The 15,606-nt window shown below is 73.3% G+C and carries 12 protein-coding genes; 5 read left to right on the forward strand and 7 right to left on the reverse strand.

Annotated elements, in window-relative coordinates:
- Window positions 1–41 precede the first annotated feature (41 nt).
- Together Q6349_RS00850 and Q6349_RS00855 are read right to left on the reverse strand one after the other, a co-directional pair.
- Window positions 42–257, reverse strand: a complete 216-nt coding sequence (locus Q6349_RS00850) for a hypothetical protein (protein ID WP_304602488.1) — start codon at window positions 255–257, stop codon at window positions 42–44.
- A gap of 767 nt (window positions 258–1,024) precedes the next feature.
- On the reverse strand, window positions 1,025–1,948 hold the full coding sequence (locus Q6349_RS00855; protein ID WP_304602489.1) for an SURF1 family protein: 924 nt from the start codon (window positions 1,946–1,948) through the stop codon (window positions 1,025–1,027).
- A 188-nt stretch (window positions 1,949–2,136) separates the two neighbouring features.
- Between Q6349_RS00855 and Q6349_RS00860 the strand changes: the two genes are divergently transcribed.
- From Q6349_RS00860 to Q6349_RS00870, 3 genes are all read left to right on the forward strand, one after another.
- Window positions 2,137–4,611, forward strand: a complete 2,475-nt coding sequence (locus Q6349_RS00860; RefSeq protein ID WP_304602490.1) for a phosphoketolase — start codon at window positions 2,137–2,139, stop codon at window positions 4,609–4,611.
- A 145-nt stretch (window positions 4,612–4,756) separates the two neighbouring features.
- Complete coding sequence (gene pta / locus Q6349_RS00865; protein ID WP_370375589.1) at window positions 4,757–6,874, forward strand: phosphate acetyltransferase; 2,118 nt, start codon at window positions 4,757–4,759, stop codon at window positions 6,872–6,874.
- Window positions 6,871–8,142, forward strand: a complete 1,272-nt coding sequence (locus Q6349_RS00870) for an acetate/propionate family kinase (protein WP_304602493.1) — start codon at window positions 6,871–6,873, stop codon at window positions 8,140–8,142. The genes pta and Q6349_RS00870 overlap by 4 nt, the downstream gene beginning before the upstream one ends.
- A 19-nt stretch (window positions 8,143–8,161) precedes the next feature.
- Here Q6349_RS00870 and Q6349_RS00875 read toward each other — a convergent pair whose 3' ends face one another.
- Complete coding sequence (locus Q6349_RS00875) at window positions 8,162–8,713, reverse strand: gluconokinase (protein WP_304603071.1); 552 nt, start codon at window positions 8,711–8,713, stop codon at window positions 8,162–8,164.
- A 186-nt stretch (window positions 8,714–8,899) separates the two neighbouring features.
- Here Q6349_RS00875 and Q6349_RS00880 point away from each other — a divergent pair, with 186 nt between their 5' ends.
- Window positions 8,900–9,865, forward strand: coding sequence for a DUF4031 domain-containing protein (locus Q6349_RS00880; RefSeq protein WP_304602494.1), 966 nt, complete (start codon window positions 8,900–8,902; stop codon window positions 9,863–9,865).
- Window positions 9,866–9,886: 21 nt separating this feature from the next.
- On the opposite strand, the gene Q6349_RS00885 is transcribed toward Q6349_RS00880, so the two are convergent.
- From Q6349_RS00885 to Q6349_RS00895, 3 genes are read right to left on the reverse strand one after another with little or no spacing between them, the layout of a single operon-like run.
- The gene (locus Q6349_RS00885; RefSeq protein ID WP_171246358.1) at window positions 9,887–11,509 is read right to left on the reverse strand and encodes a succinic semialdehyde dehydrogenase; all 1,623 of its coding nucleotides are present in this window, start codon (window positions 11,507–11,509) and stop codon (window positions 9,887–9,889) included.
- 58 nt (window positions 11,510–11,567) lie between these two features.
- Window positions 11,568–12,050, reverse strand: a complete 483-nt coding sequence (locus tag Q6349_RS00890) for a GNAT family acetyltransferase (protein WP_304602495.1) — start codon at window positions 12,048–12,050, stop codon at window positions 11,568–11,570.
- Entirely contained in the window at window positions 12,047–13,171 is a 1,125-nt protein-coding gene (locus Q6349_RS00895) for a GuaB3 family IMP dehydrogenase-related protein (protein ID WP_171246360.1), read from the reverse strand. Before Q6349_RS00895 ends, Q6349_RS00890 begins: the two co-directional genes overlap by 4 nt.
- Before the next feature lie 76 nt (window positions 13,172–13,247).
- Here Q6349_RS00895 and Q6349_RS00900 point away from each other — a divergent pair, with 76 nt between their 5' ends.
- Entirely contained in the window at window positions 13,248–13,970 is a 723-nt protein-coding gene (locus Q6349_RS00900) for an exonuclease domain-containing protein (RefSeq protein WP_304603072.1), read from the forward strand.
- Between the two features lie 29 nt (window positions 13,971–13,999).
- Here Q6349_RS00900 and guaB read toward each other — a convergent pair whose 3' ends face one another.
- Window positions 14,000–15,517, reverse strand: coding sequence for an IMP dehydrogenase (gene guaB, locus Q6349_RS00905; RefSeq protein ID WP_304602496.1), 1,518 nt, complete (start codon window positions 15,515–15,517; stop codon window positions 14,000–14,002).
- Window positions 15,518–15,606: the final 89 nt, after the last annotated feature.

A 15,606-nucleotide genomic window follows, 5' to 3' on the forward strand; every position in this document is an offset into this window, starting at 1 on the left:
GCCCCGCCCCCCTGAGGCATCGAGCGTGCCGGCTTCGCCCCTCATCGCCAGGAGTCCGGGACCAATCCAGCACGCTCGATGCAGGAGGAGTGTCCCGGCGGCACGGGGGTCGGCACCCACCCCGCCCCGTCGAGCTCACGGGCGAGCTCCCGGGCCGCCGTCCCGTCGCGCGCCTCGGCTCCGGTGAAGCGCCGGACGACGCGGAGCTGGACGGCGTCCGGCGGCACCCCGGCGTCCCAGCAGGGCTCCGGGCCCACGACTCGGCCGGCGACTCGGCCCGCGCGTCGGAGAGCGCCCACCACGCGTGGCTGCGACGAGCCCCGCGCCGACCGGTCGCCAGGGTGCGTGCGCGCCGCACCCCGGCGTCGTCGACCAGTCCCTGGTGTCGTGCCGAGTCGATCATGGCGACGGCTTCGAGACGGGTCAGGGCCGGCACGGCGAGCGCCAGGGAGTCGACGACCGGTGCCACGAGGATGCCGTCCACCTCCTCGGGTGACGGGACCAGCACGCGCCGCACCCGGACCCTCTCGTCACCGCGGCGCGGAGCCGCCTTCACCGCAGCGACCTCCGCGACGAAACGCGTCGGAGCCCCGTGGACGCCGTGCAGCACCAGGGCGCCCACACCGACGGCCGCCGTGCCCGGGTGGCGGAGCGGACCGAGACAGGCGGTGCGTCGCCGGGCCAGGTCGAACCCCTCACCGACGGTGCCGGGCCGCACGACGCCGGCGTCGCAGACCCCCCGAGCCACCCGTTCCCATTCCTTGCGCCGCACCCGTCCGTCGACCTGACGCCTCGTCATCCCGTGCTCGAGGCACTGGCGGACGGCGACGAGTCCCGCCTGACGACGGGCGACGGCGAGCAGGGCGGGAGGGACGGGACAGGGAGGCTTCGACACCTGCTGAGGGGACCAGACCTCCGGGCCGGACCGCCGACGGCATCCACACCCTCGCCGACGTGCGTGCGCCTTCAGTCCCTCATCCACAGCTTTCGGGTACCGAGTGAGCACGCTCGCTGCACGAAGGGGTCAGGACGACGGCAGCCCGGCGATCCCGGTGCCGACCGGGTCGTCGTCCCGCCGTCCGCCCTCCCGGGGGTGCCGGTCCCGTCGTCGTTCTCGACGCCCGCCGGCCATCTCGTCCCGCACGAGCCGGACCCACAGGGCCACGGCGAACAGCCCGAACACCCACCACTGCAGGGCGTAGAAGAAGTTCTGCAGGTTCACGTCGGTCCCGCCGTCGAGCACGGGGCGGGGCAGGGGCGCCGGACCGCCCGACGCGGCTGCGGGCTGCGCCGGGTCGGACGACGTCAGCACGGCGTACGCGGAGTAGATCGGCCCGTCCCACGTGTTCGCGAGCGCCGACGCGGCGATGTCCTGCGTCAGCGGCGGACCGTCCGGGTTGTCGGGGACGGTCCCGGTGCGCGCGGTGGACTCGGAGGCCTGCAGCCAGCCCGTCACGTCGACCTCACCGGCGGGCACCTCGAGGGCCGCGGGCCCCGGGGCCGGCGAGTCGACCCAGCCGCGGACCACCGGCAGCACGGGCGGCCCGGACAGCTCGGCCCACGACGCCCCGCCGGTCCCGTCGTCGGACACGCGCAGCGGCGTGAGCACGAGGTACCCCTCGACGCCGTCCAGGGACCGGCCGGCGACGAGCATCTGGCCGTCCGGCTCGTAGGTCCCGGTGACCCGGGCCTCGCGTCCGACGAGCTCCCCGGGGAACGCCTCCTGCGGCGCCAGCAGCTCGCCGAGCTCGGCCGGTCCGGAGGCCTCCTGCTCGGCCGCCTCCTGCTGGGCGGCGAGGTTCGCCCGCTCGTAGGCACGGTCGATCTGCCAGACGCCGAGGCGTCCGCACACGGCGGCGGCGAGCAGGAGCAGCAGCAGGACGACGAGCATGCGCGGCTGGCGGGCGACCGCCCAGAACGAGCGTCGTGCGGGCGGGGCGTCGGACACGGCCCCACGGTATCCGCGTCGACGCCACCGACGGGAATCCGATATGGTCTGACCACAGGGCCGGGACACCGGCGGGCAGCAGGAACCAGGCACGCCCGCCATCCTGTCCTCCCCCTGCACTCGGGCCCCGGGTGCGGTGGAATGAGGTCACGAGCACGGCCCTGACGTCCCGAGCGGAGGAGTGGCAGATGAGCACGACGACCCCGAGCACCACGACCTGGCCGGCCACCGGTGTCACCGAGCTGTCGGACACCGACGTCGACCGGCTCGACCAGTGGTGGCGCGCGGCCAACTACCTCTCGGTCGGCCAGATCTACCTGCTGAGCAACCCGCTGCTGCGTGAGGAGCTGACGCGCGACGACGTCAAGCCCCGCCTCCTCGGGCACTGGGGCACCACGCCGGGTCTGAACTTCCTCTATGCGCACCTCAACCGGACGATCCGCGAGCGCGAGCAGTCGACGGTCTACGTGGCGGGCCCCGGCCACGGCGGACCCGGCCTGGTGGCGAACACCTACCTCGAGGGCACCTACACCGAGACCTACAGCGACATCACCCAGGACGCCGAGGGCATGCGCCGGCTGTTCCGGCAGTTCTCGTTCCCCGGCGGGATCCCCAGCCACGTCGCCCCGGAGACCCCGGGATCGATCCACGAGGGCGGCGAGCTCGGCTACGCGCTCTCGCACGCCTACGGCGCGGCGTTCGACAACCCCGACCTGCTGGTCGCCGCCGTCGTCGGCGACGGCGAGGCCGAGACCGGGCCGCTGGCGACCAGCTGGCACTCCAACAAGTTCGTCAACCCCCGCACCGACGGTGTCGTCCTGCCGATCCTGCACCTCAACGGGTACAAGATCGCCAACCCCACGGTGCTGAGCCGCATCAGCGACGACGAGCTGCGCGCTCTGATGGTCGGCTACGGGCACACCCCGTACTTCTTCACGGGCGGTTTCGACGGGGAGGACCACGCGGCCGTGCACCGGCGCTTCGCCCAGCTGCTCGACGAGGTGATGGACCACATCGCCCGCATCAAGGCCGACGCCGCCGCCGGGAACGACGAGCGACCGGCCTGGCCGATGATCGTCTTCCGCACCCCCAAGGGCTGGACCTGCCCGCCGGAGATCGACGGTCACAAGACCGAGGACTCCTGGCGCTCCCACCAGGTCCCGCTGTCCAGCGCCCGCGACACGACCGAACACCTCGACGTGCTCCGCGACTGGCTGCAGTCCTACCGCCCCGAGGAGCTGTTCGACGACGCGGGCCGGCTGCGCGAGGAGATCGCGGCCCAGGCCCCGACCGGCGACCTGCGGATGAGCGCGACCCCGTACGCCAACGGCGGGCGGCTGCTCAAGGACCTGCGCATGCCCGACTTCCGCCGCTTCGCCGTCGACGTGCCCGAGCCGGGCGGTGCCGTGGCGGAGTCGACCCGCGTCCTCGGTTCGTGGCTGAACGAGGTGGTGCGCCGCAACCCGGACAACTTCCGCATCTTCGGACCCGACGAGACGGCGTCGAACCGGCTGCAGGCGGTCTACGAGACGACGGACAAGCAGTGGAACGCCGACTTCTACGGCCCGGACGTCGACGAGCACATGGCACGCGCCGGCCGGGTCATGGAGATGCTGTCCGAGCACCAGTGCCAGGGCTGGCTGGAGGGCTACCTGCTCACCGGCCGCCACGGCCTGTTCACCAGCTACGAGGCGTTCATCCACATCGTCGACTCGATGTTCAACCAGCACGCCAAGTGGCTCAAGGTGACCAACCACATCCCGTGGCGGCGGCCGATCGCGAGCCTCAACTACCTGCTGTCCAGCCACGTGTGGCGTCAGGACCACAACGGCTTCAGCCACCAGGACCCGGGCTTCATCGACCACGTGGTCAACAAGAAGGCCGAGATCGTGCGGGTGTACCTGCCGCCGGACGCCAACACGCTGCTCAGCACGTACGACCATTGCCTGCGCAGCCGCCAGTACGTCAACGTCGTCGTGGCCGGCAAGCAGCCGGCCCCGCAGTTCCTGTCCATGGACGACGCGATCGCGCACTGCACCCGCGGGCTCGGCATCTGGGAGTGGGCCGGCACCGAGGTGCACGGCGAGGACCCGGACGTCGTGCTCGGCTGCGCCGGCGACGTGCCCACCCTCGAGGTGCTGGCCGCCGCGGACATCCTGCGCACCGAGCTGCCGGACCTCAAGGTGCGCGTGGTCAACGTCGTCGACCTCATGCGGCTCCAGGACGAGCACGAGCACCCGCACGGGCTCTCGGACAAGGACTTCGACGGGCTGTTCACGCCCGACCGGCCGGTGGTCTTCAACTACCACGGCTACCCCTGGCTCATCCACCGGCTCACGTACCGCCGGCGCAACCACGGCAACATCCACGTGCGCGGGTACAAGGAGGAGGGCACCACGACCACCCCCTTCGACATGGCGATGCTCAACGACATCGACCGGTACCACCTGGTGATCGACGTGATCGACCGGGTGCCGGGACTGGGCTCGAAGGTCGCTGGCCTGCGCCAGCGGATGGTCGACCAGCGCCTGGCCGCCCGCCAGTACACCCGTGAGCACGGCGAGGACATCCCCGAGGTGCGCGACTGGGTGTGGCCCGGGGCCCGCCGGGTGGTCGGCGAGGGGGCTGCCGGCATGCAGGACACCGGCGGCGACAACGAGTGACCGCGTGCGCGGCGGCGGGCCCGTGCCCACCGCCGCGCACGCCGTCCTGGGCGTGACGCACCCGACGTCCGGAATCGGTGCACCGTCCGTCCCGATGCGGTGGAATGGGGTTGACCACCGCCCAGCACAGAGAAGCAGGCAGGCAGTGAGCACTCGCAGCATCTACATCGCCTCCCCCGAGGGGGACACCGGCAAGTCCACCGTCGCGCTGGGGGTGCTCGACCTCCTGGTCCGCCAGGTGCAGCGTGTCGGCGTCTTCCGCGCCGTCTCCCGCGTCCCCGAGCGCCCGTCGCCCGACGGCGGCACGTCGCTGCGCGACCACGTCCTGGAGCTGATGCTCGAGCACGACGGCGTGGACCTCACCTACGCGGAGACCGTCGGTGTGACCTACGACGACGTCCACGCGGACCCCGAGGCCGCGCTGGCGCGGATCGTCGAGCGGTACCACCGGGTGGCCGCGCAGTGCGACGCCGTCGTCATCCTCGGGACCGACTACACCGACGTCTCGGGCGCCACCGAGCTGTCGTTCAACGCCCGCGTGGCCGCCAACCTCGACTCCCCCGTGCTGCTCGTCGTCTCCGGGCGCGACCGCGGGATCGACGAGGTCACGACCCTGACCCGGCTCAGCCTGGCCGAGCTGCGCGCCAACCACGCCCAACCCGTCGGCGTCGTCGTCAACCGGGCCGAGGGCGCGGTGCGCGACGCCGACGCGGCGACGGTCGCCCGGTTCCCGGGCGAGGACCTGCCCGCCTGGGTGATCGGCGAGGAGCCCTTCCTCGGAGCGCCGACGGTCGCGCAGCTCGCCGAGGCGGTCGACGGCACGCTGCTGCTGGGCGACCGGGACCTGATGTCCCGCGAGGCCCTCGACCTCATCGTCGGGGCCATGACCTTCGAGCACATGCTCGGCCGCCTCGCCGACGGCACCGTGGTGATCACCCCGGGCGACCGGACGGACATCCTGCTCGGCCTGCTGGCCGTGCAGGCGGCCGACCGTTTCCCCTCGCTGGCGGGGATCATCCTCACCGGGGGGCACCGGCCGACGGGACGCACCGGTCAGCTCGCCGCCGCGCTGCAGCCCCACGTGCCGATCATCGCGACCGCGCACGACACCTACGAGGTCGCGCGGACGGCGTCGCGCACCCGGGGCCGGATGTCCCCCGACGCCCAGCGCAAGCACGACGTGGCCCGCGCGATGTTCGAGCAGAGCATCGACGGCGACGAGCTGCTGGAACGGCTGGCCGTGGAGCGGACGCCCGTCGTCACCCCGCTGATGTTCGAGCACGAGCTCATCGAGAGGGCCCGCGCCGACCGCCGCCGTGTCGTCCTGCCCGAGGGCGACGACGACCGGATCCTGCGCGCGGCCTCGACCGTGCTCGCCCGCGGCATCGCGGACCTCACGATCCTGGGCGACGAGGCCGCGATCCGGAAGCGTGCCGCCGAGCTGGGGCTGGACATCACCGACGCGCAGGTGCTCTCCCCGACCGACCCGGAGCACGTGGAGACGTTCGCCGCCGAGTACGCCCACCTGCGCGCCCGTAAGGGCATGACGGTCGAGCGGGCACGCGAGATCGTCACGGACGTCTCCTACTTCGGCACGATGATGGTGCACCTGGGCCTGGCCGACGGCATGGTCTCCGGCGCGGCGCACACGACGGCGCACACGATCCGCCCGTCGTTCGAGATCATCAAGACCCAGCCCGGCGTCTCCGTCGTGTCCTCGGTGTTCCTCATGTGCCTGCCGGACCGGGTGCTCGCCTACGGCGACTGTGCCGTGAACCCCGACCCGACGGCCGAGCAGCTCGCCGACATCGCGGCCTCCTCGGCCGCCACGGCCGAGCAGTTCGGCGTCGACCCGCGGGTGGCCATGCTGTCCTACTCCACCGGGACCTCCGGGTCCGGCGCGGACGTCGACAAGGTGCGCGCGGCGACCGCGCTCGTCCAGGAGCGGCACCCCGAGCTGTCCGTGGAGGGCCCGATCCAGTACGACGCCGCCGTGGACGCCTCCGTGGCCGCCTCGAAGCTGCCGGACTCCTCGGTGGCCGGCAAGGCGAGCGTCTTCATCTTCCCGGACCTGAACACCGGCAACAACACCTACAAGGCCGTGCAGCGCTCCGCCGGCGCCGTGGCGATCGGCCCGGTCCTGCAGGGGCTCAACAAGCCGGTCAACGACCTCTCGCGCGGGGCGCTCGTGGCCGACATCGTGAACACGGTCGCGATCACCGCGATCCAGGCCCAGTCGACGTCGAACGGAGAGACCGCATGAGCATCCTGCCCGCCTCGGAGCGACCGAACCCGTACAGCGCCTACGGGGCGCACGGTTCGGTGCTGGTGCTGAACTCGGGGTCGTCCTCGTTGAAGTACCAGCTGGTCAACCCGGTGGGCGGCGAGGCGATCGCGGCAGGGACGGTCGAGCGGATCGGCGAGCCGAGCGGGATCGTCACCCACACCTACGCCGGGAACCGTACGCGCCGGGAGCTGGAGGTCGCCGACCACGGCGACGCGCTGAAGCTCGCGCTGGGCATGTTCGACGAGGCCGGCCCCCCGCTGAGCGAGGCGGGGATCCACGCCGTCGGGCACCGCGTGGTGCACGGCGGGGCGGAGTTCTCCGGCCCGGCCGTGGTCGACGACGGCGTCATCGAACGCATCGAGGCCCTGGTCCCGCTGGCCCCGCTGCACAACCCGGCGAACCTCCAGGGCATCCGGGTGGCGCGTGACCTGCTCGGTGACGTGCCGCACGTGGCGGTGTTCGACACGGCCTTCTTCCAGGCGCTGCCCGCGGAGGCCTACACCTACGCCATCGACCGTGAGGTCGCGCGCGAGCACGCCGTGCGGCGCTACGGCTTCCACGGCACGAGCCACCAGTACGTGGCCGGCAAGGTGGCCCGGGTGCTGGGCCGGCGGGTCGAGGACCTCAACACGATCGTGCTCCACCTGGGCAACGGGGCGTCGGCATCGGCCGTGCGCGGGGGCGTCCCGATCGACACCTCGATGGGCCTCACACCGCTGGAGGGCCTCGTCATGGGCACCCGCTCCGGCGACATCGACCCGGCGGTGGTGTTCCACCTGGCACGCAACGCCGGGATGAGCGTCGACGAGCTCGACACCCTGCTCAACAAGCGCTCGGGGGTGCTGGGACTGTCCGGCGTCAACGACTTCCGCGAGCTGCACCGGCTCGTCGACGAGGGTGACGAGGACGCCGCCCTGGCCTTCGACGTGTACATCCACCGGCTGCGCAAGTACGTGGGCGCCTACACGGCGCTGCTGGGCCGCGTGGACGTCATCGCGTTCACCGCGGGGGTCGGCGAGAACGACGCCGCGGTGCGGGCCGCGGTCTGCGCGGACCTGGAGGCGCTCGGAATCGCCGTCGACGACGACCGCAACGCCGCTCGTGGCGGGGAACGCATCATCTCCCCCGACTGGGCCCGGACGCTGGTCATGGTGGTCCCGACGATGGAGGAGCTGGCGATCGCGCGGCAGAGCGTCGAGGCGGTCGACGGGCTGGACCCGTCGTCGGCGGTCACGGCCGGCTGACGGCGGCGCGTCGGCCGGCTCAGGCGAGGTCGAGCCGGTCGACGACGGTGTCGACGATGTCGGCGGGTTCCGCGGCGACGCCGACGACGATCCCGTCCTCGTCGGCCTGGAGCGGTTCGAGCGTGGCGAGCTGCGAGGACAGCAGGGTCGCGGGCATGAAGTGCCCCGTCCGTCCTCCCATCCGCTCGGCGAGGAGCTCGGGCGGGCCGTCCAGGTGCACGAACCGCACCTGCCCGCGAGCGTCGCGCAGCACGTCACGGTAGGCACGGCGCAGGGCGGAGCAGGTGACGATGCCGGGACGGCCCGCGTCGGCCTCGGCGCTGAGCCAGTCGCGGATCGTGGCGAGCCACGGGGCACGGTCCGTGTCGGTGAGCGGTGTCCCGGCGGCCATCTTCGCGAGGTTCGCCGCGGGATGGAACTCGTCGCCCTCCGCGGAGGTGACACCGAGGCGGTCGGCCAGGTGCGTGGCGACCGTGGTCTTGCCCGAGCCGGAGACGCCCATGACGACGACGTGCCCGACGGTGTCGGGATCGGCAGGACGCTCGTCCAGGGTGGTGGCGTCGGGGTCCATCGGTTCGACTTCCGGGTCGGGGGTGCGTGCCCCGAGCATCGCCCATGGGTGACGCCTTCGACAAGGCACCGGCAGCACCCGTTGCGTCCGACGGCGACGTCGATAGGCTCACCGCATGCCGACGTCCGCCCTGCACAGCACCGTGCTCCACGCGGTCGGGCGGTCGATCACCAGCGGCGAGACGTCGTGACGGTCCTCGTCGACCCGCCGCTCTGGCCCGCGCACGGCCGCCACTGGTCCCACCTGGTCTCGGACCGGTCCCTGCACGAGCTGCGGACCTTCGCCCGCGCCGCCGGCATCCCGGACCGCGGCTTCGACCTCGACCACTACGACGTACCCGCCGACCGGTACGACGACCTGGTCGCCGCCGGCGCCGTGCCCGTCGTGGGACGCGAGCTGTCGTCGGCGCTCGCCGCCTCCGGCCTGCGGGTCCCCGGGTGGGAGCGGGCCCGCGCCAGGCCGGCGGCGTTGCGAGCCCGGTGGGCGCGGCTGTGGGTGGACCAGGGAGCGACGCCGGCCGGGGCGACCGCCGCCGTCGGCGAGGAGCTCGTCGAGCGTTGGGGCGAACCGCACCGCGTCTACCACTCGCGGCTGCACCTGGCCGACACCCTCGACGCCCTGGACGGGCTGCTGGCCGCCGGGACCGCGGAGACCACGGACGGGGCCGGGCGGCTCGCGGCGCTCGCCCTGTGGTTCCACGACGCCGTGCACGACGGCGCCACCCCGGCCGACGAGGAGGAGTCGGCAGCGCTCGCGCGCACCCTGCTGCCGCCGTGCCGCGACGAACGCGAGGCGTCCCGCACGCCGGGACCCACGGGTGACGGGCAGGCGGAGGAGGTCGCACGGCTCGTCCGGGTGACCGTCGACCACGACCCGGCTCCCACCGACCACGTCGGCGCGCTCGTCAGCGACGCCGACCTGGCGGTCCTCGGCGCCACACCGGCGCGCTACGCGCGGTACACCGCCCAGGTGCGCGCCGAGTACGGCCACGTCGACGACGGCGCCTTCCGGGCCGGGCGCGCCGCGGTGCTGGAGGGGCTGCTCGCCCTGCACACCGGACGCGGGTTGTTCCGCACGGAGGCCGGCCGCCGGCGATGGGCCGCCCGTGCCGCGGAGAACCTGCGCGCCGAGCTGGCCGCACTCACCGGGTGAGACGGCGGGTCAGGGCGTCCGTCAGGGCATCCGGAGGCGCCGCATCGCCCGCAGCGCACCCGTGAGCACCCGGCTGGGCACGTCCCCGCCGAGCTCGTACAGGGCATCCACCGAGATCCCGAGGCCGTGCCCGCGCTGCGCGACGACGCTCTGGGTCTCGGTCACCGCCTCGATCGCCTCCCTGCCGTGCCGCCGGCCCAGGCCGGAGGCCTTCATCCCGCCCATGGGCGCCGCGGCCGAGCCCCAGGCGTGCAGGTAGCCGTCGTTGACGACGACCGTGCCGGTCTCGACCCGGGCCGCGAGGCGCCGGGCACGGGCGACGTCGGTCGACCAGATCGAGGCGTGCAGGCCGAAGTGCGTGTCGTTCATGACGCGCACCGCCTCGTCGTCGCCACCGACCCGGGTCACGGCCACGACCGGGCCGAACGTCTCCTCGTGCCGGCACGCGGCGTCGTCCGGGACGTCGTCGAGCACGGTCGGGGCGTAGAAGTACGGACCGACGTCGCTGCGGTGGACCGCACCGACCAGGGCCCGGGCGCCCTTGGCCAGGGCGTCGTCGACGTGCCCCGCCACCCGCTCGAGCTGGTCGGCCGAGACGAGCGAGCCGACGTCGGCCGTGTAGTCCAGGCCGGTGCCCAGGGTCAGTGCCCGCACCGCCGGCACGAACCGCTCGAGGAACCTCTCGGCGATCCGTTCGTGCAGCACGAGGCGCTCGCTCGACATGCACAGCTGGCCGGCGTTCGTGAAGCAGGCGCGCAGCACGCCGGGCACGGCACGGTCCAGGTCGGCGTCGGCCGCGACGTACAGCGGATTCTTGCCACCGAGCTCGAGGGTCGCCCCGATCAGCCGCTCCCCCGCCCGGGCCGCGATCTTCCGCCCGGTCTCGGTGGAGCCGGTGAACGCGACGTGGTCGACGTGGTCCACCAGCTCCGCCCCGATGTCCGCGCCGCCCGCGACCACGGCGAAGAGGTCGTCCGGCAGCCCCGCCTCGGCCAGGAGCTCGGACGCCCACAGCGCCGACAGGGTGGTCTGCGGGTCCGGCTTGAGCACGACGGCGTTGCCCGCCAGCAGGGCGGGGACGGTCTCGGACAGGGCCAGGGTCAGCGGGAAGTTCCACGGGGCGATGATCCCCACGACGCCCACCGGCCGGCGGTGCACGCGCACCCCGGTGAGGACCGACAGGGCCCCGGGTTCGCGCCGGTCGGCGAGGTAGCGCTCCGCACGGCGCACGAAGTGCCGGCAGGTCTGCGCGATGTCGGCGACCTCCTCGAAGGCGTTGCGGCGCGACTTGCCCGACTCCATCTGGATCAGGTCGAGGATCTCGGACTGCCGCTCGAGCACGAGCACCCCGAGCCGGTCGAGCACGCGGGCGCGCTCGCGCAGCGGCAGGGCGGCCCAGTCGTGCTGAGCGGCCCGCGCCGCCCGGGTCGCTCCGACGACGTCCTGCGGGCTCGACAGCGGGACGGCCGCCAGCGGCGCACCGGTGAACGGCAGCTCGCTGCGGTGGGTCCCCGCGCCGTGGGAGGTCACGACGCGGCGGACCAGCGGGGCCACGATCTCGGGCTCCAGGACGTAGGTGGAGGCGGGCAGCTCCGGGTCGATGACGTCCCCCAGAGCACCGTCGCCCTCGTGCGCAGTTGCCATGGGCGACAGCCTACGCGGACCAGGTGACATCCGTGTCACCGCAGGTCGGCGGGGGTCTTCACCCCGCTCGGCGCGGGTCGTCGAGCGTCCGCCCGAGCACGCGCGTCTCCTGGTCGACGTACCCGAGGTGCTCGTAGAACCCCAGCACCGCGGTGTTGGCGCTGCGCACCATGAGGCGGACCTTGCGCGCGCCCGCCCGTCGCAGCCACGTCTCGGCCGCCTCGACCACGGTCCGACCGAGCCCCGTCGTCCGCCGGTCGGGATCCACGGCCACGTAGTAGAGCCAGCCGCGGTGCCCCTCGTACCCGGCCAGCACGGAGCCGACGACGACGTCCCCGTCCCGTGCGACGAGCACCGTCGCGGCGGGGTGGGCCCGCGCGTCGGCGATGTCCCGGTACGGGTCGTTCCAGGGCCGGGTCAGGTCGCAGGCCCGCCACAGGCCGACGACGCCCTCGACGTCGTCGTCACCGATCTCCGTGACCCGCACCCGCGACGGCGGTCCCTGCCTGACCGGTGGCCCGGCCGGCACGGGTCCGCTCACCGCGGCTGGTACGGCGAGACGACGACCTCGACGCGCTGGAACTCCTTGAGGTCGGAGTAGCCCGTGGTGGCCATCGCGCGGCGCAGCGCGCCGACGAGGTTCGTCGTGCCGTCGGCGGTGTGCCCGGGGCCGAAGAGGATCTCCTCCAGCGTCCCGGCGGTGCCGACCTCGACCCGCTCGCCGCGCGGGAGCTGGGCGTGGTGGGCCTCGGGGCCCCAGTGCCACCCCTCGCCGGGCGCCTCGGAGGCGCGTGCCAGCGCGGCACCGAGCATCACGGCGTCGGCCCCGCAGGCGATGGCCCGGACGATGTCTCCCGAGTGACCCACGCCGCCGTCGGCGATCACGTGCACGTACCGACCGCCGGACTCGTCGAGGTAGTCGCGGCGGGCCGCCGCGACGTCCGAGACCGCGGTGGCCATCGGCGCGTGGATGCCGAGGCCGACGCGGGTGGTGTGCGCGGCACCGCCGCCGAACCCGACGAGCACGCCGGCCGCCCCGGTGCGCATCAGGTGCAGGGCGGCGGTGTAGCTGGCCGCGCCGCCGACCACGACGGGCACGTCGAGCTCGTAGATGAACCGCTTGAGGTTGAGCGGCTCGGCGCTGGTCGAGACGTGCTCGGCCGAGACGGTGGTGCCCCGGATGACGAACAGGTCCACCCCGGCGTCGAGCACGGTCTGGTAGTGCTCCTGGATCCGCTGCGGCGACAGCGCGCCGGCCACGGTGACCCCCGCGGCGCGGATCTCCTTGAGCCGCTGGGTGATGAGCTCCGACTTGATCGGCTCGGCGTAGATCTCCTGCATGCGCCGCGTCGCCTCCGCGGCGGGCAGCGCACGGATCTCCGCCAGGAGCGGGGCCGGGTCGTCGTAGCGGGTCCACAGGCCCTCGAGGTCGAGCACCCCCAGACCACCCAGGTTGCCCAGCGCGACCGCGGTGGCCGGGCTCATCACCGAGTCCATCGGCGCCGCCACGATCGGCAGGTCGAAGTGGTAGGCGTCGATCTGCCACCCGGTGGAGACGTCCCGCGGGTCGCGCGTCCGGCGCGAGGGGACCACCGCCACGTCGTCGAAGGAGAAGGCGCGACGCCCGCGCTTGCCACGTCCGATCTCGATCTCGTTGCTCACACGGGTCAGCCTACCGGCCGCCGTGTCGGTGGCCCGTGGCATCGTCACCGACGTGAGGACACGAGAGGGGATCGACATGGACGACGCCGGCTGGACCGTCGGGCCGCTGCTCGGGTTCGACACCGAGACGACCGGCGTCGACGTGCACCAGGACCGCGTCGTCACGGCGGCCGTCGTGCTCCGCACGCCGCTGACGACCGAGGTCCGCACCTGGCTGATCGACCCCGGGGTCGAGATCCCCGAGGAGGCGGCGGCGATCCACGGGGTGACGACCGAGCACGCCCGCGCGCACGGCGTCGCCCCGGCCGAGGCGCTCGAGGAGATCGCCGCGCTGCTCACCACGCACCTGCGCGAGGACGTCCCGGTCGTGGCCTACAACGCCGCGTTCGACCTGACGCTGCTCGACGCCGAGCTGGCGCGCCACGGCCTGCCGACCCTGCCGGAGCGGCTCGGACGGCCCGTCGCCCCCGTGCTGGACCCGCTCGTGATCGACCGGTGGCAGGACCGGTACCGCCGGGGGAAGCGTCGGCTGGGCGACCTGTGCGAGCTCTACGGCGTGGTCGGCGACGGCGAGCTGCACAGCGCCGACGTGGACGTGCTGGCCACCCTCGACGTGCTGGACGCGCAGGTGCTGCGGTTCCCCGACCTGCGCTCGGTGGCGCTCGACGCCCTGCACGCGGCGCAGCGCGACGCCCACCGCTCGTGGGCGGAGAACTTCAACGCCTGGCGCGACCGCAAGGGTCTGCCGGGACCCGGCGCGTCCACGTCCTGGCCCACCACACCGCGCGCCGCCGGCTGACCGGACGGCGGCCGCGCCGCCGGGCGAGGTCAGCCGACCTTGTAGTTCGGCGCCTCGACGGTCATCTTGATGTCGTGCGGGTGGGACTCCGCCAGCGAGGCCGAGGTGATCCGCACGAACTTGCCCTTCTCCTGCAGCTCCGGCACGGTGCGCGCACCGACGTAGAACATCGTCTGGTGCAGCCCGCCGACGAGCTGGTGGGCCACGGTCCCGAGCGTGCCCTTGTAGGGCACCTGGCCCTCGACACCCTCGGGCACGATCATGTCGTCGCTCGTGACCTCCGCCTGGAAGTAGCGGTCCTTCGAGTAGGACTTCTTGCCGCGCGAGGACATCGCGCCCATCGAGCCCATGCCCCGGTAGGCCTTGAACTGCTTGCCGTTGATGAGGATGGTCTCGCCGGGCGACTCCTCCGTGCCGGCGAGCATCGACCCGAGCATGACCGTCTCGGCGCCGGCCACGAGGGCCTTGCCGATCTCGCCCGAGTGACGCATGCCGCCGTCGGCGATGACCGGGACCCCGGCCGGGCGCGCGGCCCGCGACGCCTCGTGGATCGCCGTGATCTGCGGGACGCCGACGCCGGTCACCACGCGGGTGGTGCAGATCGACCCGGGGCCGACGCCGACCTTGACGGCGTCCGCGCCGGCGTCGACGAACGCCTGGGCCCCGTCCTGGGTGGCCACGTTCCCGCCGATGACCTGGACGTGGCGCGTCGCCGGGTCGGACTTCAGCGCGCGCACCATGTCGATGAGCATGCGGACGTTGCCGTGGGCCGTGTCCGCGACGAGCACGTCGACACCGGCGTCGATGAGCGTCGTGGCCCGCTGCCACGCGTCACCGAAGTAGCCGATGGCGGCACCGACGAGGAGCCGGCCCTGGGAGTCCTTGGAGGCGTTGGGGAACTGCTCGGACTTGACGAAGTCCTTGACCGTGATGAGGCCGGCGAGGCGTCCGTCGTCGTCGACCAGCGGGAGCCGCTCGAGCTTGTGCTTGCGCAGCAGGGCGGTGGCGTCCTCGCGGGAGATGCCGGCGTCGCCGGTGATCAACGGCTGCCGGGTCATGACGTCGGCGACGGTCGTCTCCGCCCACTCGGCCACCGGGGTGAAGCGCAGGTCGCGGTTCGTGACGATGCCGACGAGACGGCCGGCCTCGTCCAGCACGGGGAACCCGGAGACCCGGTACTCCCCCGCCCGCTGGTCGAGCTGCTCCAGGGTGGCGTCCGGACCGATCGTCACGGGGTTCGAGATGATCCCCGTCTGCGTCCGCTTGACCAGGTCCACCTGGTACGCCTGGTCCTCGATCGAGAGGTTGCGGTGCAGCACGCCCAGACCGCCCTGCCGGGCCATCGCGATGGCCATCCGGGACTCGGTCACCGTGTCCATCGCGGCGGAGACGAGCGGGGTCCGTAGCGAGATCTCCCGCGTCAGGCGCGAGGTGGTGTCGATGTCCGAGGGCGCCAGGTCCGAGTAGCCGGGCAGCAGGAGGACGTCGTCATAGGTCAGCCCCAGGAAGCCGAACGGATCGTGGGCGGGCGAGGTCGTCTCCGTCATGTCCCGAGTCTACGGCGCGCACGGAGGGGTCAGCCGCGGTCTCCGTCACACCGCGGCGCCTCCCGCCGACGCCCCGGCCGGCCGGCCGG

The organism is Isoptericola sp. 178, from assembly GCF_030586525.1.
GTDB lineage: Bacteria > Actinomycetota > Actinomycetes > Actinomycetales > Cellulomonadaceae > Isoptericola > Isoptericola sediminis.